The sequence below is a fragment of the Citrobacter sp. KH_055_1 genome (assembly GCF_057838705.1).
Window position 1 is genome coordinate 584,144 of record NZ_CM174473.1, and the last position, 24,016, is coordinate 608,159.

Annotated in this window: 17 protein-coding genes; 5 read left to right on the forward strand and 12 right to left on the reverse strand. The window is 53.3% G+C overall.

The annotated features are described in order from the left end of the window. Positions 1 to 334 precede the first annotated feature (334 nt). From uxaC to AC3ITF_RS02945, 3 genes are all read left to right on the forward strand, one after another. Positions 335 to 1,747: a glucuronate isomerase gene (gene uxaC, locus AC3ITF_RS02935; protein ID WP_096755582.1), complete on the forward strand. Its 1,413-nt coding sequence runs from the start codon at positions 335 to 337 to the stop codon at positions 1,745 to 1,747. A 13-nt stretch (positions 1,748 to 1,760) separates the two neighbouring features. Continuing rightward, positions 1,761 to 3,248 (forward strand): UxaA family hydrolase, encoded by a 1,488-nt coding sequence (locus AC3ITF_RS02940; RefSeq protein ID WP_181631843.1) that lies wholly within the window; start codon positions 1,761 to 1,763, stop codon positions 3,246 to 3,248. Positions 3,249 to 3,468: 220 nt separating this feature from the next. After that, positions 3,469 to 4,023: a YgjV family protein gene (locus AC3ITF_RS02945; protein WP_115257430.1), complete on the forward strand. Its 555-nt coding sequence runs from the start codon at positions 3,469 to 3,471 to the stop codon at positions 4,021 to 4,023. 17 nt (positions 4,024 to 4,040) lie between these two features. On the opposite strand, the gene sstT is transcribed toward AC3ITF_RS02945, so the two are convergent. From sstT to AC3ITF_RS02965, 4 genes are all read right to left on the reverse strand, one after another. Further along, positions 4,041 to 5,285, reverse strand: coding sequence for a serine/threonine transporter SstT (gene sstT, locus AC3ITF_RS02950; protein WP_096755585.1), 1,245 nt, complete (start codon positions 5,283 to 5,285; stop codon positions 4,041 to 4,043). Between the two features lie 244 nt (positions 5,286 to 5,529). After that, positions 5,530 to 6,498, reverse strand: a complete 969-nt coding sequence (locus AC3ITF_RS02955) for a TerC family protein (RefSeq protein ID WP_115257431.1) — start codon at positions 6,496 to 6,498, stop codon at positions 5,530 to 5,532. Positions 6,499 to 6,768: 270 nt separating this feature from the next. Further along, positions 6,769 to 7,767 carry a Gfo/Idh/MocA family protein gene (locus tag AC3ITF_RS02960; RefSeq protein ID WP_096755587.1) on the reverse strand — a complete coding sequence of 333 codons (999 nt, stop codon included), beginning with the start codon at positions 7,765 to 7,767 and terminating at the stop codon, positions 6,769 to 6,771. Between the two features lie 69 nt (positions 7,768 to 7,836). Continuing rightward, positions 7,837 to 8,340: a M48 metallopeptidase family protein gene (locus AC3ITF_RS02965; protein WP_489176114.1), complete on the reverse strand. Its 504-nt coding sequence runs from the start codon at positions 8,338 to 8,340 to the stop codon at positions 7,837 to 7,839. A gap of 84 nt (positions 8,341 to 8,424) precedes the next feature. Between AC3ITF_RS02965 and rlmG the strand changes: the two genes are divergently transcribed. After that, a complete protein-coding gene (gene rlmG, locus AC3ITF_RS02970) occupies positions 8,425 to 9,561 on the forward strand; it encodes a 23S rRNA (guanine(1835)-N(2))-methyltransferase RlmG (RefSeq protein ID WP_181498642.1) in 1,137 nt (378 codons plus the stop codon). A 129-nt stretch (positions 9,562 to 9,690) separates the two neighbouring features. On the opposite strand, the gene AC3ITF_RS02975 is transcribed toward rlmG, so the two are convergent. From AC3ITF_RS02975 to ebgR, 7 genes are all read right to left on the reverse strand, one after another. After that, positions 9,691 to 11,709, reverse strand: a complete 2,019-nt coding sequence (locus AC3ITF_RS02975) for an oxidoreductase (protein WP_489176115.1) — start codon at positions 11,707 to 11,709, stop codon at positions 9,691 to 9,693. Positions 11,710 to 11,890: 181 nt separating this feature from the next. After that, positions 11,891 to 14,242 carry an alpha-glucosidase gene (gene ygjK, locus AC3ITF_RS02980; protein ID WP_117342708.1) on the reverse strand — a complete coding sequence of 784 codons (2,352 nt, stop codon included), beginning with the start codon at positions 14,240 to 14,242 and terminating at the stop codon, positions 11,891 to 11,893. Positions 14,243 to 14,258: 16 nt separating this feature from the next. Beyond that, complete coding sequence (gene ygjJ / locus AC3ITF_RS02985) at positions 14,259 to 15,320, reverse strand: protein YgjJ (RefSeq protein ID WP_115257434.1); 1,062 nt, start codon at positions 15,318 to 15,320, stop codon at positions 14,259 to 14,261. An 83-nt stretch (positions 15,321 to 15,403) separates the two neighbouring features. Continuing rightward, positions 15,404 to 16,837 (reverse strand): amino acid permease, encoded by a 1,434-nt coding sequence (locus AC3ITF_RS02990; protein ID WP_096755593.1) that lies wholly within the window; start codon positions 16,835 to 16,837, stop codon positions 15,404 to 15,406. Between the two features lie 65 nt (positions 16,838 to 16,902). Then, positions 16,903 to 17,352, reverse strand: coding sequence for a beta-galactosidase subunit beta (locus AC3ITF_RS02995; RefSeq protein WP_115257437.1), 450 nt, complete (start codon positions 17,350 to 17,352; stop codon positions 16,903 to 16,905). Continuing rightward, the gene (ebgA, locus tag AC3ITF_RS03000) at positions 17,349 to 20,441 is read right to left on the reverse strand and encodes a beta-galactosidase subunit alpha (protein ID WP_279277616.1); all 3,093 of its coding nucleotides are present in this window, start codon (positions 20,439 to 20,441) and stop codon (positions 17,349 to 17,351) included. The genes AC3ITF_RS02995 and ebgA overlap by 4 nt, the downstream gene beginning before the upstream one ends. 207 nt (positions 20,442 to 20,648) lie before the next feature. Next, on the reverse strand, positions 20,649 to 21,632 hold the full coding sequence (gene ebgR / locus AC3ITF_RS03005; RefSeq protein WP_096755596.1) for a transcriptional regulator EbgR: 984 nt from the start codon (positions 21,630 to 21,632) through the stop codon (positions 20,649 to 20,651). Between the two features lie 209 nt (positions 21,633 to 21,841). Between ebgR and AC3ITF_RS03010 the strand changes: the two genes are divergently transcribed. Continuing rightward, complete coding sequence (locus tag AC3ITF_RS03010) at positions 21,842 to 22,174, forward strand: tRNA-binding protein (protein WP_489176116.1); 333 nt, start codon at positions 21,842 to 21,844, stop codon at positions 22,172 to 22,174. Between the two features lie 89 nt (positions 22,175 to 22,263). Here the strand turns inward: AC3ITF_RS03010 and ygjG are convergent, their stop codons facing one another. Continuing rightward, a complete protein-coding gene (ygjG, locus tag AC3ITF_RS03015) occupies positions 22,264 to 23,643 on the reverse strand; it encodes a putrescine aminotransferase (protein ID WP_168246938.1) in 1,380 nt (459 codons plus the stop codon). Positions 23,644 to 24,016 lie beyond the last annotated feature (373 nt).

Here is a 24,016-nt window from a genome sequence, read left to right on the forward strand (position 1 = left end):
TCGGTTTCCGTACCGGTCAATCCGATGGTGGACCATCGGTAATTTGCATTCCGTCGGCTTATGTATTGCGACGGCAAAAAGATAACTTGTCATACAGCTTTAAAAGGTGAGTGCCATCACAAAAGTGTGAATCTTCGTGTGGTCATTATTTCGATTCAGCAAAGCCAGTGCTGGCGCTGGCTGGCGTAAGATTTACCTCTTTGAGAGTAATTTTTTTGTCGCCATTTGTTGATCTAACTCACGAAAATATCTTCAGTCTGTGGAAATTGGTGTGATAACTTTGTCAGCATCAAAACATAAGCAATCTGACGCACTCGCTGAGAGGAAGACGATAATGACCCCGTTTATGACTGAAGATTTTCTGCTGGATACCGAATTTGCCCGCCGTCTGTATCATGATTACGCCAAAGATCAGCCAATCTTCGATTACCACTGCCATCTGCCGCCGCAGCAAATCGCGGACAACTACCGTTTTAACAACCTGTATGACATCTGGCTGAAAGGCGATCACTACAAATGGCGCGCTATGCGTACTAACGGTGTTGCTGAGCGCCTGTGCACCGGCGATGCGTCCGATCGTGAGAAGTTTGACGCCTGGGCCGCGACGGTTCCGCACACTATTGGCAACCCGCTTTACCACTGGACGCATCTTGAACTGCGTCGCCCGTTTGGTATTACAGGTAAGCTGCTGTCGCCTGCGACGGCGGATGAAATCTGGAATCAGTGCAACGAACTGCTGGCGCAGGAACAATTTTCCGCGCGCGGCATCATGCAGCAGATGAACGTGAAAATGGTCGGTACCACTGACGATCCGATTGATTCACTGGAACATCACGCCTCGGTCGCCAAGGACAGCACCTTTGCCGTCAAAGTGCTGCCGAGCTGGCGCCCGGATAAAGCCTTCAATATTGAGCAGGCAACCTTTAACGACTACATGACGAAGCTGGGTGAGGTGTCCGACACCGATATCCGTCGCTTCACCGATCTGCAAACCGCGTTGACCAAACGCCTGGATCACTTCGCTGCACACGGCTGTAAAGTGTCTGACCATGCGCTGGATGTGGTGCTGTTTGCTGAATCTAATGAATCTGAACTCGACAACATCCTGACGCGTCGTCTGGCCGGTGAAACGCTGAGCGAGCATGAAGTGGCGCAGTTTAAAACGGCCGTGCTGGTGTTCCTTGGTGCGGAATATGCCCGTCGTGGTTGGGTCCAGCAGTACCATATTGGCGCACTGCGTAATAACAACCTGCGTCAGTTCAAACTGTTAGGGCCGGATGTGGGCTTCGATTCGATCAACGATCGTCCGGTTGCGGAAGAACTCTCCAAACTGCTGAGCAAGCAGAACGAAGAAAACCTGCTGCCAAAAACCATCCTGTACTGCCTGAACCCGCGCGACAACGAAGTGCTGGGCACCATGATCGGCAACTTCCAGGGCGAAGGTATGCCGGGAAAAATGCAGTTCGGGTCCGGCTGGTGGTTCAACGATCAGAAAGACGGAATGGAACGCCAAATGACGCAGTTGGCGCAGCTCGGTCTGCTGAGCCGTTTTGTCGGCATGCTGACCGACAGCCGTAGCTTCCTGTCATATACGCGCCATGAATATTTCCGCCGCATTCTGTGCCAGATGATTGGCCGCTGGGTTGCCGCGGGTGAAGCCCCGGCAGATATCCAGTTGCTGGGTGAAATGGTGAGAAATATCTGCTTCAACAATGCGCGCGATTATTTTGCCATTGAACTGAACTAAGGTCCGGGTTGATATGCAATACATCAAGATCCATACGCTGGATAACGTTGCGGTTGCGCTGGCCGATCTGGCGCAAGGCACGCAGGTTAGTGTAGATAGCCATACCGTAACGCTACGACAGGACGTTGTACGTGGACACAAATTTGCCTTGAGCGATATTGCTCAGGGTGAGAACGTCATTAAATATGGCCTGCCGATTGGCCATGCTCTGGCGGATATTGCGGCGGGTGAACATATCCATGCTCACAATACGCGCACCAATCTGAGCGATCTGGATGAATATAGCTATCAACCCGACTTTCAGGAACCTGAGGTACAACCGGCAGATCGCGATGTGCAGATCTACCGTCGTGCCAACGGCGATGTCGGGGTGCGTAACGAACTGTGGATCCTGCCGACGGTCGGCTGCGTCAATGCCATGGCGCGACAGATGCAGACCCGCTTCCTGAAAGAGACCAACGATGCTGAAGGCATCGATGGCGTTCATCTTTTCAGCCACACCTACGGCTGCTCGCAGCTGGGTGACGATCACATCAACACCCGCACCATGCTGCAAAACATGGTGCGTCACCCGAACGCGGGGGCGGTGCTGGTGGTGGGGCTTGGTTGTGAAAACAACCAGGTGGATGCCTTCCGCGAAACGTTGGGCGAGTTCGATCCTGAACGCGTGCACTTCATGGTCTGCCAACATCAGGAAGACGAAGTGGAGGCGGGGATCGAACATCTCCATCAGTTGTACAACGTGATGCGCCACGATAAGCGTGAGCCGGGTAAACTGGGCGAGCTGAAGTTTGGTCTGGAATGCGGCGGGTCTGACGGCCTGTCCGGCATCACGGCTAACCCGATGCTGGGACGTTTCTCCGACTATGTGATTGCCAACGGTGGCACCACCGTGCTGACCGAAGTTCCGGAAATGTTTGGCGCTGAGCAACTGCTGATGAGCCATTGCCGTGACGAAGAGACGTTTGGTAAGCTGGTGACGATGGTCAATGACTTCAAGCAGTACTTCATTGCCCACGACCAGCCGATTTATGAGAACCCGTCACCGGGTAACAAGGCGGGGGGCATCACCACGCTGGAAGATAAATCACTGGGCTGCACGCAGAAAGCGGGTTCCAGCCAGGTTGTCGATGTATTGGGTTACGGCGAACGGCTAAAAACGCACGGTCTGAATCTGTTAAGCGCACCGGGGAACGACGCCGTTGCCACCAGCGCGCTGGCGGGTGCTGGCTGCCATATGGTGCTATTCAGTACCGGTCGCGGCACGCCTTACGGCGGCTTTGTACCGACGGTGAAAATTGCCACGAACAGCGAGCTGGCGGCGAAGAAAAAGCACTGGATCGATTTTGATGCGGGACAGCTGATCCACGGTAAAGCCATGCCTCAACTGCTGAATGAGTTTGTCGATACCATCGTCGAGTTTGCTAATGGTAAACCGACCTGTAACGAACGTAATGACTTCCGTGAGCTGGCTATTTTCAAAAGTGGCGTAACGTTGTAATAATTGTACAGGCCTACGCGATCAGTAGGCCTGATAAGCGTAGCGCCATCAGGCATAAACCGTTGCCGGATGGCGGCGTAAACGCCTTATCCGGCCTACATGCTTGCCGCCTTGCTGTCGCACGAAATCTATTGGGTAATCGAAATAGAGTAGATTTTAAAAACGGTGTTTCATAATATGGAACGCCGTTTGTTTTTGCATTTCCTCACAAGGATTTTTCATGACCGCGTATTGGCTGGCCCAGGGCGTAGGTGTCATCGCCTTTCTGATCGGGATTACCACCTTTTTCAACCGCGATGAGCGCCGCTTCCGGCTGCAGCTTGCCGTCTATAGTGCCACTATCGGGGTACACTTCTTTTTGATGGGGGCCTGGCCCGCGGGGATGAGTGCGGAGCTAAACACCATCCGAACCCTGGTCTCGATGCGCACCCGCAAACTGTGGGTGATGACCGTTTTTATCGTTCTCACGCTGGTTCTTGGGTTGGCGAAACTACAGCATGCGATGGAGTTACTCCCCATTATTGGCACGCTGGCCAGCACTTGGGCGCTGTTTCGCTGTAAAGGATTAACCGTCCGCTGTGTGATGTGGTGCGCGACTGCCTGCTGGGTGGTGCATAATTTCTGGTTGGGATCGATTGGCGGCACGATGATTGAAGGCAGTTTTCTGGTGATGAACGGCCTGAATATTATTCGTTTCAGACGCATGCAAAAACGGGGGATAGATCCCTTCAAAATTGAAAAAAGCGTACAGAAAGAAAACCCCTCCGCACCATGACGGAGGGGGAAAAGTGATTAGCCGCGCAGGGCGTTGTTTGCCAGACGTTCGTCTTCAGCCTGGCAGGCTGCAGCGGTAAACAATACGTCGGTTGAGGAGTTCAGTGCGGTTTCACAGGAGTCCTGCAACACGCCGATAATAAAGCCGACGGCAACTACCTGCATGGCGATATCATTCGGGATACCGAACATATTACACGCCAGTGGGATCAGCAGCAGAGAGCCACCCGCCACGCCAGATGCGCCACAGGCACAAAGCGATGCCACGACGCTCAACAGCAGCGCAGTCGGTAAATCAACCGGGATCCCCAGTGTATTCACCGCTGCCAGCGTTAGCACGGTAATGGTGATTGCCGCGCCAGCCATGTTGATGGTTGCACCCAGTGGGATAGAAACCGAGTAGGTATCGCGGTCCAGATTCAGCTTCTCACACAGCGCCATATTCACCGGAATGTTGGCGGCAGAGCTGCGGGTAAAGAAGGCATACACGCCGCTTTCACGCAGGCAAGCCAGCACCAGCGGATACGGGTTGCGACGAATTTTCCAGAACACCAGCAGCGGGTTGACCACGAACGCCACCAACAGCATACAACCTACCAGCACTGCCAACAGCTGCGCATAGCCCCACAATGTAGCAAAACCCGTGGTGGCAAGCGTGGAGGAGACCAGGCCGAAAATACCGATAGGGGCGAAACGAATCACCAGTTTCACCATAAAGGTGACGGCGTTGGACATATCGTTGACCAGATTCTTGGTCGTTTCATTCCCGTGGCGCAGGGCAAAGCCCAGGCCGACGGCCCATACCAGAATGCCGATATAGTTCGCGTTAAGCAGGGCATCAATCGGGTTCGACACCATACTCATCAACAGCCCACGCATCACTTCGACAATGCCCGATGGTGGCACAATATCGTTAGCGCTGCTGGCAAGATGCAGCGTCGAGGGGAAGGCAAAGCTGAACACCACTGCCGCTAATGCCGCGGAGAAGGTACCGAGCAGGTAGAGGAACAGAATCGGACGGATATTGGTTTTTTGCCCATGCTGATGGTTCGCAATAGAGGCCATTACCAGCATCAGAACCAGGATGGGAGCGACGGCTTTTAATGCGCCGACGAACAGGGTGCCCAGCAAACCAGCGGCTTCTGCAGCCGGTTTTGAGATCAGTGCCAGCGCAATCCCCAGTACTAAACCTATCAAAATTTGCTTAACAAGGCTCCCTTGCGCCAAACGCGAGATCAGCCCCGACGAACGTTGCGTAGTCATTTCGTAATCCTTTTATTGTGTTGTCGCCTGACCCTTGTGCGTTCTATAGACGCATCTTTCAGAGTGAGGCAAATGTTTGCATGGCTGAGTATAAGGAAAGAACACGCTTCGGGAAGCGAAATATCCTGGATTTTACGCTGAGATCATATTTTATAACTTTAAATTAACATTGTGATGACATGTTAAACAAAAAGCCCGACGCACACACAGTGGGCGTCGGGCTTTGTAGGCTAGTGGATGAGTGTTACTGCGTTTGCTGCTTTTTATCGTGCTGGTGGTTGACCCACGCATTCACAATCAGCGTCACAAACAGGATCCCGAACACCACGCCTAACGAGATAGCGATAGGGATATGGTAGAAGTCGACAATCAGCATCTTGATGCCGATAAACACCAGAATGATCGACAGGCCGTACTTCAGCATCGAGAAACGCTCCGCCACGCCGGCCAGCAGGAAGTACATCGCACGCAGACCAAGGATGGCAAACAGGTTAGAGGTCAGTACGATGAACGGGTCGGTGGTCACGGCAAAGATTGCCGGAATGCTGTCGACGGCAAAGATAACATCGCTCAACTCAACCAGAATCAGCACCAGCATCAGCGGCGTAACGAACAGCAGACCGTTTTTACGCACGAAGAAATGCTCGTTCTCGATGGTGTCGGTCATACGCAGATGACCGCGCAGCCAGCGCACTAACGGCCTGTCGCCAATGCCGGAAGCATCTTCTTTTGCCAGCGCCATCTTCACGCCGGTAAACAGCAGGAACGCGCCGAACACGTACAGCAGCCATTCGAACTGGGTGATAAGCCAGCTGCCCGCGAAGATCATGATAGTACGCAGAACAATCGCCCCCAGCACGCCATACACCAGCACTCGACGCTGCAACGCTGGCGGCACCGAGAAGTAGCTAAACAGCATCAGCCAGACAAAGACGTTATCCACCGCCAATGATTTCTCGATCAAATAGCCGGTGAGGAACGCCAACGCCTGCGGGTCTGCGACCGCACGCCCCTGGGTTTCTGCCAGATACCACCAGAATACGGCGTTAAACAGTAACGACAAGGTGACCCAGACGATTGACCAGGCGGCCGCCTGCTTCATTGACATCGTATGCGCGCCGCGACGACCCTGCAACAGCAGGTCGATGGCCAGCATAATCACCACTACAACAGCGAAGCCACCCCATAACAACGGTGTGCCGACAGTATTCATTATATTTCCCCATGCATAAAAAAACGGCCAACGCCGAATGACGTTAGCCGCTGCTTTTCATGCATAGACCTTGCCATTCGGCAAGGTCTCACTTACAACAACAAAGGAATACGTTGACGTATTCCTTTGTTATCGCCCGGCGACCGGATGTGGTTTTTCACACATCGTAATGACGATCAACCGACAACGAAGTTACTCCCCTTTGCGGGTAACAAAGTATTACAGGCCACGCTTTCAGTCAATGGCCTGCAACATTTGTTTTACACAGTTTTACGCAATCAGCGACGTATTCGCGCTATCTGCTGGGAAAACGACCCCGGTCTGGCGGCGAATTTCCGTTTGCAGCTTAGCGGTAATGCGACTGACAGCCAGTGCCGGGTGATCCACTTCGCCGGATTCAACCAGATGAGCAAAGCGCTCTGCCTCATACAGCATAGTATTGATGTGCTGAGGCACCGTCAGATCCTGCGTTTTTCCACCACGCGGAACAAAACAGACTTTCTGGCATTCGGAGATTTTCTCAATGACCAGTGACCCTGATTCGCCCTGAATCTCGCTGGCCAGCACCGAGTCGCTCACTTTGGAATGCTGTAATGTGACGCTGAAATCACCGTAGTTCAGCACCACAACGCCGTGGGCATCAACACCGCTTGCCAGCAGGCTGGCGCTGGCCTGTACGCTCTGCGGTTCGCCCCACAGCGCAACCGCCGAAGCCAGGCAGTAAAAGCCGATATCCATAATCGAGCCATTTGAGAACGCCGGATTAAAGGTATTCGGATTTTCACCGTTCAGATAACGCTGGTAGCGTGAAGAGTACTGGCAGTAATTGATAAACGCCTTTCTGACATTTCCTACCTTGGGCAGAGATTGCTGCAGCAGCAGGAAATTGGGCAGGCAGGCGGTTTTAAACGCCTCAAACAGCACCACCTGATTTTCCCGAGCGCAGGCGATAGCGGCATCGACTTCTGCCAGGTTTGATGCCAGCGGTTTCTCACAAATGACGTGCTTTTTATGGCGTAAGAACAGCTCGGTCTGCGGGAAGTGCAGAGAGTTTGGGCTGGCGATATACACTGCATCAATAGCGTCACTCTGCGCCATTGCATCCAGCGAAGTAAACAAATGCTCGACGAGATAATCGTTAGCGAAGCTTTGCGCCTGTTCAAGGCTGCGGGAATAGACTGCGGTTAACTTATATTTGCCGGTTTCATGGGCGGCATCCACAAACTGGCGGGTGATCCAGTTTGTGCCAATCACTGCGAAACGTATCATAAAGGCCTTCAGGCTGCGAAAAGGGATCCTTGCGCCAATTTAGCATGCCTTGCTGACAAAGCCAGTGCGCTACTGCGCAGTTTGCTTTAGCGATTGTTGCGTTAACCACAGGCGGGTGTCGAACTCCAGTTGGTGATACTGAGGTTCCATATGGCAGCACAGCTGGTAAAACGCTTTGTCGTGTTCTTTTTCTTTCAGATGCGCCAGTTCATGAACCACGATCATGCGTAAAAAAGGTTCCGGGGCGTTGCGAAATACGGTGGCGACGCGAATTTCCGCTTTTGCTTTCAGCTTGCCGCCCTGCACGCGAGAGACGGCAGTATGCAGTCCAAGCGCATTCTTCAACACGTGGATCTTACTGTCATACATCACTTTATTGAGCGGTGGGGCATTGCGCAGAAACTGACTTTTCAGATCCTGGGTATATTGCCAGAGCGCCTTATCGGTCGCGAAGTCATGCGTACCCGGATAACGCTTTTCCAGGACCGCGCCCAGATGTTGCTCGCTGATCAAGGTTCGAACCTGATCAAGTAAATGCTCCGGGTAGCCCTGCAGATAGGTCAACTGACTCATTTGTGCCCCATATAAAGTATAAAAAGTGTATACTCACGCACCCTTTTCAGGGATACGCCGAAATTTTACCATTCAGGAGGGCCGATGAGCCACATAGACAACGGTTTCCGTTCGCTGTCACTTAAACGTTTCCCGGAAACGGATGACGTTAACCCGCTGCTGGCGTGGGAAGCTGCAGATGAATATCTGCTGCAACAGCTGGACGATACCGAGATTAGCGGCCCGGTGCTGCTCCTGAATGATACCTTCGGTGCGCTGGGCTGTGCGCTGGCGGAACATTCGCCGTACAGCATTGGCGACTCTTATTTAAGCGAACTGGCAACGCGTGAAAACCTGCGTCATAACGACATTGCCGAATCCAGCGTCCAGTTCCTCGACAGCACGGTCGATTACCCACAGGCGCCGGGCGTGGTACTGATTAAGCTGCCAAAAACCATGGCGCTGCTGGAACAGCAGTTGCGTGCGTTACGCCTGGTCGTCACGCCGCAAACGCGTATTATCGCCGGGGCGAAGGCGCGCGATGTGCATACCTCGACGCTTGAGCTGTTTGAAAAGGTGCTGGGCCCAACCACCACCACGCTGGCATGGAAAAAAGCCCGTCTGATCAACTGTACGTTCAGCAATCCTGAACTGGCTGACGCCTCACAAACGCTGAGCTGGAAGCTGGAAGGCACCGACTGGACGATCCACAATCACGCTAACGTCTTCTCCCGTACCGGGCTGGATATTGGCGCACGTTTCTTTATCGAACATCTGCCGGACAATCTGGAAGGTGAGATTGTCGATCTCGGTTGCGGTAATGGCGTAGTGGGTCTGACGTTGCTGGAGAAGAACCCGCAAGCGAGCGTGGTGTTTGTGGATGAATCGCCGATGGCGGTGGCGTCCAGCCGCCTGAACGTGGAAACCAACATGCCAGACGCGCTGGACCGCTGCGAGTTTATGATCAACAACGCGCTGTCTGGCGTGGAACCGTTCCGCTATAACGCTGTGCTGTGTAACCCGCCGTTCCATCAGAAGCACGCACTGACTGATAACATTGCGTGGGAGATGTTCCACCACGCCCGCCGTTGCCTGAAGATTAACGGCGAGCTGTATATCGTGGCGAACCGTCATCTCGACTACTTCCACAAGCTGAAGAAGATTTTCGGTAACTGCGAAACCATCGCCACCAACAACAAATTTGTGGTGCTGAAAGCGGTGAAATTAGGGCGTCGCCGCTAATCGCTGATGCCGGATGGTGGTTAACACCTTATCAGGCCTACAACGAACTGCCTCGTAGGCCTGATAAGCGTAGCGCCATCAGGCAATGATGTGTGTAATTACCTTATCCGGCCAACGAAAGACATAACGTTAAATTTCCAGCGCCAGTCGGGTGCCTTGCGCGATGGCGCGTCGGGCATCCAGTTCTAACGCCACATCACACCCGCCGATCAGATGTACTGTTTTACCGGCCGCATGCAGCGGATCGACCAGTCCACGACGAGGTTCCTGACCTGCACAAATTACCACATGATCCACGTTCAGGAGCTGAGGCTCGCCGTTGATCAACACGTGCAGTCCATCATCATCGATCTTCTGATAGCTCACCGCCGGGATCATTTTCACTCCACGAGACAGCAGGGCGGCGCGATGGATCCAGCCCGTGGTTTTACCTAACCCTTGTCCCGGTTTACTGGCTTTACGCTGCAACATGACTATCTGGCGCGGGCTACGGGATAGCTGTGGCCCTTCCGGGCGTAAACCACCTGCTTGCTGGAGGCTGGTATCGATTCCCCATTCCACGCAGAATTCTGCAATGTTTTGGCTGGTGGGCTCGCCGGGCTGGCTCAGATACATGGCGGTATCAAAGCCGATCCCGCCGCTGCCGATAATCGCCACGCGTTGACCTACCGGCGTTTTATCACGTAAGACATCAAGATAGGTCAGTACCTTAGGATGATCGATGCCGACGATCAGCGGCGTGCGTGGTTCGATCCCGCTGGCGAGGATCACTTCATCAAACGAGAGCAGATCGTCTGCGGTGACAAAATGATTCAGCTTCAGCGTCACGCCGGTGACGTCGATCATCCGGCGGTAATAGCGCAATGTTTCGTAAAATTCTTCTTTGCCGGGGATCTGTTTGGCGATATTGAACTGTCCGCCGATCTCCGCGTTGGCATCAAACAACGTGACCTGATGACCGCGTGAAGCGGCGTTGATGGCAAAGGCGAGCCCCGCAGGACCGGCACCGACTACCGCCAGATTCTTCAGATGTGTCGCCGCTACGATCGGCATTTTGGTTTCATGACAGGCGCGGGGATTCACCAGGCAGGACGTCACTTTGCCGACGAAGATCTGATCCAGACAGGCCTGATTACAGCCTATGCAGGTGTTGATCTCATCCGCTCGCCCGCTTTGCGCTTTTGACAGCAGCTCGGCATCGGCGAGGAACGGGCGTGCCATCGACACCATATCAGCATCACCACGGGCCAGAATAGCGTCGGCAACGCCCGGATCATTAATGCGGTTAGTGGTGACCAGTGGTACCGTTACGTGACCTTTCAGCTTGCGCGTCACCCAGCTAAACGCCCCGCGCGGCACCGGCGTGGCGATGGTCGGGATCCGTGCTTCGTGCCAGCCGATCCCGGTGTTGATGATCGTAGCACCTGCCGCCTCAATGGATTTCGCCAGCTGGACGGTTTCGTCAAACGTGCCGCCATTTTCCACCAGGTCGAGCATCGACAGACGAAAGATAATAATAAAGTCGTTACCGGCACGTTGACGAACGGCCCGTACCACCTCGACGGCAAATCGCATGCGGTTGGCGTAATCGCCGCCCCATTGGTCAGTCCGCTGGTTGGTGCGCAGGGTGAGAAATTCGTTGATCAGATAGCCTTCCGAGCCCATGACCTCTACGCCGTCGTAGCCTGCTTCCCGCGCCAGCTGTGCGCAATGGGCAAAATCCTCAATCAGTTGCAGGACTTCATCGTGGGTCAGCTCATGCGGGGTAAAGCGGTTGATCGGCGCCTGAATAGCGGAGGGCGCGACGAGGTGCGGCTGATAGCTATAACGTCCGGTATGCAGAATTTGCAGCGCGATTTTGCCGCCTTCGTCATGCACCGCGTCGGTAATTACGCGGTGATGTGGTAACTGGCTGGCATCGTTTAACATCGCGCCGCCTTCCATACCCACGCCGGAAAGCGCAGGGGCAATACCGCCGCTCACAATCAGAGCGACGCCGTGACGGGCGCGCTCGGCGTAGAACGCGGCCAGCCGTTCTGCGCCATCGGGATACTCTTCCAGACCGGTATGCATTGAACCCATCAACACGCGGTTTTTAAGCGTGGTGAATCCCAGATCGAGCGGGGCGAACAGCGACGGATAGCTCATAATGGTGTCCAGTATGTAAAATTATTGTTATGTGGTCGGATGAGTTACTAATTTAGCCGTCGCGGCGCAAAAGGGAAAAGGGGAATGCCGTGATTGTGATGGGATTCAAAAAAGGAGTGGGGCCAGAGAAAGAATTTGCCGGATGTCGGTGCAAGCACTTTATCCGGCAATAGGTCACAGCTTACTGTTTTTTAAGAAAATCATTATACAACATGTACAGATGCGCCGCGCTCCAGGAGAAGTTGGGGGCACCCTGTTGCGCGCCGGTCAGCGGGTTATAGTTTTCCTGAATTGGGCCGTCCGCAGTGAGTCCTTTGGCATGGTTGAAGAACGTATCCGCCATTTTCAGCGCTTCATCGCGGTAGCCGTAGCGCGCCATGCCTTTTAAGCCAAACCAGAACTGATCCACCCACACGCGCCCACGCCAGTAAATATCCGGGCCGAAAGCCGGGTTGGTGAGCGCCGCGGTGCCCAGCGGCACAAAGGTGTTGAACTCTTTCGGGTCGAGCATCACCTTCACCACCGCGTCAGCATGAGACTGCGTGGCCGCGCCGTTAAACAGCGGTGACCAGCCTTCCGGCCCTTTCCCACGTTCGACAATCGGTTTTCCGGCACAGCCGTTTGCCAGCGGCTTATCTTCAATGCGAACGTCATAGAAATACTGCGTATTCGCATCGAACATACAGGTATTGATGTAATCCGTCAGTTTCGTCGCCAGCGCCTGATAGCGTTTCGCCTCCTGCGTTTTCCCGAGCAGGGTCGCCATTTCCGCCAGGTAATGGTTATCGCTGACCATGTAGCTGGCCTGATCGACCGACTCCTGGAGTAGCGAATAGCCCAGTAATTTTCCGTCGTGGCTGCGATTTTCAGCGAATTTCACCACCCAGTCGCTGCGTTTGCCACCGTTAGCGACGTACTTATCCAGTTGTTCTTTGTCGATAAAACCAAACACCGCGGCGTCGTCACGTCCGGATTCCCACGAGGCGGCGACCTGCGCCGGGATCTCCAGGCTGTCATACTGGCCGTTGCGGGTAACAGCGGCATAGTTTTGCAGCCCTGACAGGGTTTCTTCTTTGTCACCCTTTTTCACCGTGAACAGCATCTCGCCGCTGGCGGTGTTGTGCGCTTTATCGCGAGTGGCGCCGTACTCTGGAACGCCGTTGCCGTTATGATCGCGGTTACGCAGCCACCAGTCGTGGTATGCCACCAGTTTCGGGTACATTTCTTCGAGCCAGGATTTGTCTTTGGTGACGTTGTAGACTTCCATCACCGACCATGCCGCCAGGCTGGGCTTGGTATTGCGCTCGTTCCAGTTACCGCCATCACCACCGCGTTCCGGGCTGAGGTTCCAGGCAATCAGATCGGGAATAAATCCCGCGTCCTGTGGGCGCACCGGATCGCCGGGTTTAACCTGCCACGAGAAAACAGCGCGAATATTTTCTTTCGCGATATCCGGGTTAAAGTGCGCCATTGCAAACGCCTGCTTCCAGGTGTCCCACGGCCAGGTCTGGTTGCCAGAGAACCAGCGGCCCGTTACCGACGGCGTCACGGTATTGTAGTTAACCGCACCACCCGGTGAGCGCCAGTTACCGTTCAGCGTTTCGATAGCCTTCACCGCCACGCGGGTTTGTTCTGGGGTGGCATCCGGGTTGTTTAAACCTTTTTTGAGATAGGATTCCCAGCGCTGCTGTGAGGCGAGCATGTAAGAAGACGGGCGCGCCAGAATATCGCGGATCTGCGCCTGTTCTTTGCTGACCTCCTGCGCGGTCAACAGATGTGAATAGGTGGTGTAAAGCGTGGTAGAGCCATTGATATGCGCTTTACTGGTAAATCGGTGGCCATCAACAGTGGTGTTCATGGCAAGTGATTTGTGTACCTGATACTCCGACTCGCCGGAGGTCAGCAGATCCCAGGTTGATCGCACTTTACCGAAGGTGACCTTCAGGCCGTCGCGCGTAGCGATTATTTTTCGCTGGTAGTCCGGATACTCGTCATCAATGGTTTTATCGGAGAGGGGTTTTCCCTCTTTCGCTTCCAGCTTTTCCAGTAACTCTCCGTCCCACACCAGATCCAGCGGCGTATTGCTAGTGATTTTGGTTTCCAGTAGTGAGGTATGTGAACTGGCAAAGCGCAGCGTCATCTCGATCTGCACCGCAGTGGATGACAGTTTCTGTACCAGTGCGCCGGGCAGGCTGTAAGCCTCGAGAGTGAAATCGACCTTTTTACCGTTCTGGTACACCGTCAGCCGGTCAAAATTTGTGGCCATAAAGTTGATGTACTCTTCCGTCAGTAGCGCCACGCCAGGGAAGCCGCCCATTGTTGCAGGGCCATCCGGCAACAGGTGTCCGTGCCATGCGCCGAGGTCGAAAAAGGGATTAAAACGCTGATGGTCGTCATAATCGTAGTCGTGCATATAACCTGGCGCGCCGGTGCGATTGATGACGTTTTTAACGCTGTCTACGTTAGCTGCCAGTGAGGAAAAACTCATCAGCAGCCCACACGCCAGCGGCGTAAGAATAGGTGTCATGTTCATGGTATTCCGGTCCTTGTTACCAATAGAAATATTGCATCAGGAAGATCTGGTCGCTCGGGTCGCCAGATGCATTTTGCATATAGAACCGGCTGTCGAAGGCGGTGGCGAAACGACCGCTGCCGTATTCATACCAGATACCGAACTGCATAAAAGAGGTGGTTTCATCCTCGGCGTTGTCTGGCCGATGTTTGGCATAGCTGTAGGCGGTGGAGAGGTAGACGCCTTTGAGCGCTTCATACATGGCACTGACCATATAGCCGGTCTCTGTACCCCATTCATCCAGGCCGTCGGCGCGTCCGGTGTGATGCCAGGCGCGCGCAGCAAAGTTAGGCGAGAGAAGGCCGGTCAGGAACAGTTGTCCGGTGCCGTCGGTGATCTCCAGACCGTTCATCCAGGTTACGCCTTCGGTCAGGTCGTACTGGATGTAGCCATTCATCATGGCCGGATAGGTATACTTATCGTCGTAGCGATCGTATTTGCCGAAGTGCAGCCAGGCCTTGCTTTCATCATGATGTCCGGCAGGCGTGGCGGTCACGCTATAACGCAGCGGGCCGGTCAGGTTTTGCACCTTAATGGCGGTCATGATGTCGCGCGTGTTGGGGATGACGTAGCCCAGATCCGGCGTGAAGTCTCCCCACCATTGCAGGTCATCGAGCGATGAGTCCTGGCGCAGGCTGAGCATTAGCTCCGTGCCGTCATCGGTGCGGTAACCGCCGTAAAATCGGTTAATTCCGCCTTCAAACCCGCCCCAGCTATGATCGGGCACCCAGGCGTTTCCCTGGTGATCCGCCTGTACGGTCCAGCCTTCGCCATAGATCAGACCAAACCACGAGCCGTGTTTAATTTCCAGGCCCCCTTCGATATAGGTTCCGTCACTGTATTTATGTTTATCCTGTCCCTCTAAATCCATATATCCCCCCATTCCCAGTTCGCCATAAAAACGAAATGAGGGAGAGGATATTGCGGGCGTTTTTGTGTCGTCGTGTTCTGCCGGTCGCACTTCTTCTGCACCCAGAGAGGAGACACAGAAAAAGGGCAGGGCAATAAATACCCTGCAACAATGGCTATTGATTTTCATGCTTCTATCCTAAGCAAAATAAAATAATGTTTTTATTGTTATAGCCTTGGCGAATATTGTTTATTGTTATTATGTTTTATGAATTAATGACTGTCTGAAGCTGGTGCGGCTTCAATGGCTTTTTCTTCTTTGGTTAGTCCTTTGATGTATTTACTGTATTTCCACCAGGCAAAACCGAGGAAAATAACAATACCACCGACGTTATAGAAAATAATGGTGATAATGTTGCCGCCGGTTGGGAACGTTGAAGCGATAAATCCAATGGTGAACAGGGCAATCAGCATCGATACCACGATAATCCCGGTTTTTTGCGATCCCATGCGGAAGTCGCGCGGTAAGTGGTCCAGCTTGGCGCGCAGATTCAAATAGGCCAGCATAATAAACAGCGGAGGCAGCATGGATGCCGCAGCGGTCATGTTAATGATGGTATTCATTAAATCCTGCACGGTATTCGAACCGAGCGTGGGGATAATCATCAGCGGTATCACGATCAAAAACTGGATCCAGGCTGCGCGAGCGGGAACGCCGTTTTCATTCAGTTCGACGGTTTTCTTGCCAAAAATACCTTCCGGGATTTCGGAGAAGAAAATTTTAACCGGCGTTGCGGTCCACATCAGCAGTGACCCAAACATTGCGGTAAAGGACACCAGACCGACAAAGCGGTTAACCACCAGCTCAGGTAAGCCGAAGTATGCGGCCAGACCGTGGAATACCTGCACCGAGCCACCGGTAAACTTCAGCTCTTTGCTGCTGACAAAAACGTTGATCAGTACTGAGGAGATTGAGTAAAGCACACCGATAAAAATCCCGGCGATAATAATCACTTTCACAAATGATTTTGAGCCACCCTTCACGTCGTTGACGTACACCGCCACGGACTCCGCGCCGCCTGCCGCCATAAAAATCCAGGTCGTAATACCGAGGAAGGCCCAGTTAAAATTCGGGATCATGGCATCCACGGTGATGGGATCGGCAGGCTGTACGCCGCCAACCAACGCAGTCCCCGCCAGTAAAATATAAGACAGCGTCAACAGCAGCATCAGCGTGGAAGTGACGGAGGTAATCGGCCCGAGCATTTTTGCGCCGTTGGTCGAAACCCAGGTTGAGAAGGCAAACAGCACCATACTTAACACGGTGGTAGCGAACGGCGTCAAAATGTATTCGTAGCCTAAAAATGCATAGGAGGCATAGGCGATTACGCGCGGAAGTAACGAGGTAAAAAAGAACAGGTTAACGAACCAGTAGGTGTAGGCGGTAATAAATGCCCAGCGCCCGCCCAGTGAGCTTTTTACCCATGCGTAAACACCGGCTTCGGAGTTTTTGTTCAGTGAAACAAATTCGGCAATGATTAAGCAGAACGGAATAAAGTAGAAAATCGTGGCGAGGAAAAACATCGGTGCAGATGCCAGACCAAGCTCAATATTATTATTGATTACGTTGTTAAAACTATAAACGGCGGCAAAGGTCAGCGACAGTAAGCCGAACTTGCCGATGGTATTACGCTTGGTATCAGACATAGCACATCTCCGATTCCTGATTATTGTAGGGTACTGGCGGCACAACTTCTGTGCCGCCTGTCTTTTTATTTATTATGAAAATAACCATCTTCGATGGTGACTTTGAGTACGACTTTCTTCACCGCGCTATTACAGATAAAGCGGTAGGCTTCGTGGTTGTCGCAAATAACCAGCTGCCCTTCGTGTACTTCTACCGTTTTTCCGCATCCCTTCAGGTATTCGCGATCGGTTTCATCGCGATAGTATTCAACCACCTGTAAATCCTCTTTGGCGGCATACTCAATTTTTTGCTGCCCTTGCAGGTAGTAATGCACCTCAAAGTAACGGCGATGACCGGTAAACAGCGCATCGGTAGCGGAGTCGGTCTCCACGCGGTAAGTGAGCGAATCACCGATGGAATGGGCGACGCCGGGCTGAATGTTGTCGATATTTTCAATCGCCTCAACGCAGCGCTGCCACTTCCGACCTGAAGCGTAGAGTTGTCGGAACTGCTCTAAGTTATCGATGATCCTCATTTTGTATTCTCGCTGTGCAAATTCGTGGAAAAGAACTCCGTGCCAAAGGCGCGATTAGCAGTGGTCTGAACGGTGGCCTCGGTGCCGGAAATGGGCAGCAACGTAAAGCCGTAGTTGAACTCGCGGAACCAGACGCGCCAGGAGTCGAGCACCTCGCTTCCCCAGGAGTTGGAACCCAGGCCCAGTAGCTGATGGTCCAGATTCAGAGTGATGTCATCGCTGCGCTGGAGTTCATTGCAGTGCTGTGCGGCAAAGAGATTTTCGGGCGTATAGCGCCAGGCACTTAAATTGACAGGACGTTGCGGGACGACCAGCAGACCGTTGCCATGGCGGTTGGTCAGCGCTGCCCAGCGCACATCCTGGCGATTGCCGTTGTTTTGGGGGAACGGGTAGTTCTCGAACATCGCATCCACGGTCGAACGCCAGATATCGATAATGTTGGCCTGCTGGCTGTCGGCGTAATTCTCGCCCGGACCACGTCCGTAATACGCGACTTGCCCCAAATCACCGTTGATGCCCATGGTGAAGCCAATGCACGGAATAATGTGCGGATACTCGCCGTAAGGCTGACCGGAAAGCTCAACATTCAGCTGACCGTCGACCGTTACCCGCCAGCGGTAGGTGCAACGCATACCGAAATCAAATACCGGCGGGGCGATGATCGTCTGACTGGTAATCACCACCGCATTGTCAGTGTGTTCGAGGGCAAAATCCCGCAGATGCTCCTGCATAATCTGTAAATGATTTGGCTGCCAGAGACCTTCGAACTCCTGTTTGTGGTTATCAATCGTCGGCTTGAAGAAATTTATCTTCGGCTCGCGGGTAATGAGCTCTTCGCCATTCACGTTCCAGCTGATCGGCTTCCCGTTCAGCTTTGAGAAGGTTATCGCGAAGTTATAGCCGCGAACGGTGCAGCGCAGGCGATCGTCTTCCAGCGTCAGGGCGCTGGCGTTTTGCTGACTAAACGGCACTGGCGTAGCGGTTCTGGCCTTCAGCGGGAACTGGTAAGTGGCAATATGGTGCCCGGCGTCGCTGTAGGACGTGCGGGAGTCTTTGCTGACGATGACATTGAGAAAGGCTTCCCTCTCATCCAGCGTCGGCAGCGTGCAGTGCAGCAGTGCGTCGCTGTTGGGGGCCACGTCGTGAAGTTTAATCCGCTGCGTGGAGAGCGTTTCTCCTTCGGCCCGCACTTCAATTTGCAGGGTGTAGTCGTCAAGCGTGGTGAACCACAGCTTATTGGCGACACGCAGTTCACCGCGCGTCAGGTCCTTCGCGTAGACCTTCACTGGGGCGATCACCTGCTTATACTCTTTCAGACCCGGTCCCGGTGTTTGATCGGGGTAAATCAGGCCGTCGAGGCAGAAGTTGTAGTTATTCGGGTAGTCGCCGTAGTCACCGCCAAATTTATACCAGACGTTGCCGTTATCATCTTTTGCCTGAATGCCATGGTCGCACCATTCCCAGACATAGTGTCCTTGAATGCAATCGTGCTGGTAAAAAACGTTTTGATATTCCGTCAGCCCGCCGGGGCCGTTACCCATGGCGTGGGCGTATTCGCAGATGATGCGTGGTTTTGGATGCGGATATTCACCAAACTCATTCATCAGCGGCACGCGGGTATACATGGTGGAAATAATGTCCACCACTTCGGCGTCGCGATCTTCTTCGTAATGCACCAGACGCGTGTTATCCAGCGCTTTCGCAGCGTGGTACATGGCACGAATATTACAGCCGTACCCGGATTCGTTGCCCAGTGACCAGATGACGATCGACGGATGGTTTTTCTGTGCGTGGATGTGGCGCACGATGCGCTCAACGTATACCGGTTCCCAGGTCGGATCGTCGGTGATGCGACTGATATCGCCGACGTTGGCGAAGCCGTGGGATTCGACGTCGGTCTCGGCCATCACAAACAGGCCGTAGATATCGCACAGCTCATAGAAGCGCGGATCGTTCGGGTAATGCGCGGTACGCACCGAGTTAATGTTGTGCTGCTTCATCAGCAGCAGATCTTTTTCGACCCGATCCATTCCGACCGCGCGGCCTTTCAGATGATCGTTATCGTGGCGGTTAACACCGTGCAGCATTACGTAGTGGTTGTTGATGTAAAACAGCCCGTCGCGGATCGTAATGTCGCGGAATCCGACGCGCTGCGGAACCACCTCAATAATATTGCCGCTGGCATCTTTTAACGTCATCACTAAATGATAAAGATACGGCGACTCAGCCGACCACTGCTGTGGCGCACTAACCTCGAAATCAAAGGCAGTACGGGTGAGCTTATCGAGAGTCAGATGACTGATAACACCGCTGTGCAGCACCCGCTCGCCGTCAAATAAGGTGTATTCCAGCGAGGTCTGTGCCGGTGAATCGGCAAGGTTTTCCAGCACAATGTCGCAGGAGAGAGTGGCATCACGGTAGTTATCATCGAACTCGGTACGAACGGTAAAATCCTGAATATGGGTCGCCTGCTTGCCCACCAGATAGACGTCGCGGAAGATCCCCGCAGACCACCACATATCCTGGTCTTCAACGTAGGTAGAGTCTGCCCACTGCATCACGCGCACACACAGCAGGTTGTCACCGGTGTGCACCATTGCGCTGATATCAAATTCGGCCGTCAGACGACTGCCCTTGCTGAAGCCCACGTACTGGCCGTTGACGTACACTTCGAAGTAGGTTTCAACGCCGTCGAACTTAATCAGCGTTTGTTTTCCCTGCCAGCCTTCGCTGAGGGTAAACATCCGCTGATATGCACCGGTCGGGTTATCGGTGGGGACGTAGGGCACATCAATCGGGAACGGGAAACCTTCGTCGGTATATTGCAGCTTGCCGTGTCCTTCCATCTGCCACATGCCGGGGACGGTGATGCTGCCCCAGTCGTGCATATACTGCGACGTAAAGGCTTCTGGCACCTGCAGCGGATGCTCAAAGAACTGAAAATTCCACTGACCGCTTAGCAGTTGAAAAAGGCTGCTGGTTTCACGGGCAAACGAGCGAGCCTGCGCAACCGAGTCATAAGAGAAAAAGTATGCGCGTGGCGCCAGTCGATTTTCGTGGGTGAGCTGAATGTTTTCCCAGCGATTCATAAGGCCTCCCGGTGGAGAGAAATCGGAACCATTCAAAGTGATGGTGAGTAAGTGGTATTGCAGGTGATTTTAGTAAAAGTTTTACTAAAATATAGCGGGTAAGATGATTTACTTTAACTTGATCACGAAAATAACCCGTGCAGAGAAAAACAAGGCATGACAACGCATGCCCGGTATCAGAAGAAACCGGGCGCGAAAAAAGGGAGGTTAGCGGGTGGTGCCGCGCAGTTTCAGCTTGCTGGGCACGAAAACCAGCAGCGGCAGCGCGCGTCCGTCACGGGCTTTTTCAAACAGCAGGTTAACGCCCTGACTGCCCATCATTTCTGAATGGATACGCACGGTGGACAGTGGAGGGAAGGTGAATCGTGCCGTCGGAATGTCATTGACGCTAATCAGCGAAATATCCTGTGGAATCGCCAGGCCACGTTCGTGAATTGCGCGCAGAACGCCAATGGCGATTGAGTCTGAGGCGACAAACAGGGCGCTGGGATAATCTTCTTTGGCCAGCATTTTTTTCGCCAACTCATAACCTGACGAGCTGGAGAATCCGCCACGATAGATATCGTGTTCCGAGACCACCTGCTGCAGGCGACCGTATTCGACAAACGCGGCCTCGCGGATATCCGCTTTGCCCGGCTCGTCTTCACCGCCGATGAAGCCAATGCGGGTCACGCCCTGGGCGATGAAAAAATCGATACTCTCTTTGCTGATGCGGGTCAGATCGATATCGACGGCATCATAGTCGCTACCGGGTTCATGAAAGTCGATAAAGCAGATGTTGTCGGTCAGCGCGGTTGCTGCAGCGCGCTGGGCAGGAGATGGCTTACCAACGATGAGAATGCCGGTAATATTTTTATGGTCGGGCAACCCGCTGTGTTCATAGCAGTTGGTTAGTTCGATCCCCAGCTTTTCACATTGCGTTTCAATCCCGTGTCGTATAGCGAGATAGTAAGGATCGTTGATTTCCAAATCCTGCTGGTAGCTGTAGAGCGCCAGAATATGCTGGGGGCCGACCGTACTGGTCTGGTGTTTACGCGCGCTGCTGGTTTTGTACTCCAGCTTTTCCGCGATCTCCAGAATGCGACGCTTGGTTTCTTCTTTTACGTTTAGCGTCGGATCATCATTTAACACCCGGGACACTGTCGCCAGGGATACACGAGCTTCGATTGCGATGTCTTTAAGTGTTGCCATGTTTACCTTTTCCCTGAGTTACCCCCGCATTGTAAATGAAGTGCTTATCTATTCACCTGTTTTCAGTAAAAAAAGTACCTCTAATTGACATATTCACGGTAAAACCCCGCTTTCAGAGTGTGATGGGCACATCATTTTACGGCTTTTGAGAACAATGCCAGGACGGTTTTTTGCTAACATTTAGTAAAATTTTACCAAAGGAGAAAAGAATGGACACGATCGCATTTACGGATTTCGCCCGAATGGATATTCGCGTGGGAAAAATTACCCAGGTAAAGCGTCATGACAATGCCGATAAACTCTACATCGTTCAGGTCGATGTCGGCGAACGAACGCTGCAAACCGTGACCAGCCTGGTGCCTTACTACCGCGAAGATGAGCTGATGGGGAAAACGGTGGTGGTGTTGTGTAATCTGCAAAAAGCAAAAATGCGCGGCGAAACGTCAGAATGCATGCTGTTGTGTGCGGAAACGGACGATGGCAGTGAAAGCGTGCTGTTGACGCCAGAGCGCGTGATGCCCGCAGGCGTGCGGATTGTGTAAGCGTGTTATGCTGCCGGATGGCGGCTACGCCCTATCCGGCCTACATGTGATCCCGTAGGCCGGAAAAGTGCAGCGCCATCCGGCGTCTGTCACACTTGCTCCACGCTGACGCGTAATGCGGCCAGCGCTTTACGCGTTGAGCGTAATACCAACTCACATTGTTCGATGGTTAACGTGAGCGGCGGTTCGATGCGGATCGTCTTCGCGTTGTTCAGCGTTCCGGCAACCAACACCCTCTGGCGGAACATCTCGCTGGCAAAGTTGTAGCCGATCTCATTATCAACAAATTCGATCGCCATCAGCATGCCTTTACCGCGTACGTCCTGCACCAGATCCGGGTATTCCCGCGCCAGATGTCGGAAGCCATCCAGCAACATATCGCCTTTTTGTTCTGCCTGAGCCGGTAAATTCTGCTCCAGCAGGACATTGATGGTTGCGAGTGCCGCCGCACAGGAAAGCGGGTTGCCGCCAAAGGTGGTGGTGTGCAGGAATGGGTTATCGAACAGTACGGAGAACACCTCTTCGGTAGCGATGGTCGCACCGATAGGCATTACGCCGCCGCCTAGCGCTTTCGCCAGACACATAATGTCGGGCTGCACGTTTTCGTGCTCGCAGGCGAACATCTTGCCAGTACGACCCATGCCGGTTTGCACTTCATCAAGGATCATCAGCGCGCCAAACTCGTCGCACAGTTTGCGCACGGCGGTCAGGTATCCCTGCGGTGGCAGGATCACGCCACCTTCACCCTGAATCGGCTCGAGGATCACGGCAGCTACATCATCACCGGTCTTTTTACACTCGCTGAGCATGGTACGCATCGCGTCAATGTCACCAAACGGAACATGACGGAAGCCCGGCAGCAATGGCATAAACGGTTTACGGAACGTGGATTTGGCCGTCGCGGACAGTGCGCCCAGCGATTTACCGTGGAACGCGCCGCTGGTGGCAATAAACGTAAATTTGCCGCGTGGCGATTGATAGGCTTTCGCCAGCTTCAGCGCCGCTTCAACCGACTCGGTTCCGCTGTTGCAAAAGAAGCTGTATTTCAGCTTGCCGGGCGCCAGTGCGGCGAGCGTTTTCGCCAACATGGCCCGCAAGGGGTCAAGTAATTCCTGGCTGTGCAGAGGTTGTTTAGCGAGTTGATTCTGTACGGCGGAGACCACTACTGGATTACGGTGCCCCACGTTGAAAATTCCAAAACCGCCCAGGCAGTCAACAAATTCCTGTCCCTGGGTGTCGACAAGCGTATTCAGGCTTCCCGCTTGCCACTCTACGGCTCCGTAATCCCCGCCGGCAGTTACAGATTTTCGATACTCTAAGAACCCCGGATTGACATGCTCTTTGAAGTATTCAATGACCTCTCGGTTAAGTGCTTTCATTTCCTCATGATCAAGCGTTCGCTTTTCGATGAGGTTCAGTGCGTGTGCGCTGCAGGCCAGGGCCGATGCGCTGGAAGGTAACCTGTTCAAAATATGCTCCCGGAGTTCGCGTATCACATGATACTGAATTAAGTATTGCAGGGATTACGCCATCCCGGCGCGCTTAACGAAAATCGGGATAAACACCAGGATACATTTCATTTGCGAAACATTTAATGCCAAAAGTTAACATTTGGCGGTATTTTGCCCAGGTTGACTCTCTGAAAACAGGTGAGATACGCGATCTTCTGCGCCAAAAACAGGCAGAAGTTGCACTGTGACGGTGCGCAGAGTGAAGCCTGATTGAATAGTTACAGGATGAAAGTATTTTAAATCAATGAATTAGAAAACATACAAATTCTGAGGTTTAATCGCAAATTGCGATCTAAATCAAATTTAACAACTAAAGATAAAAAAATTATCG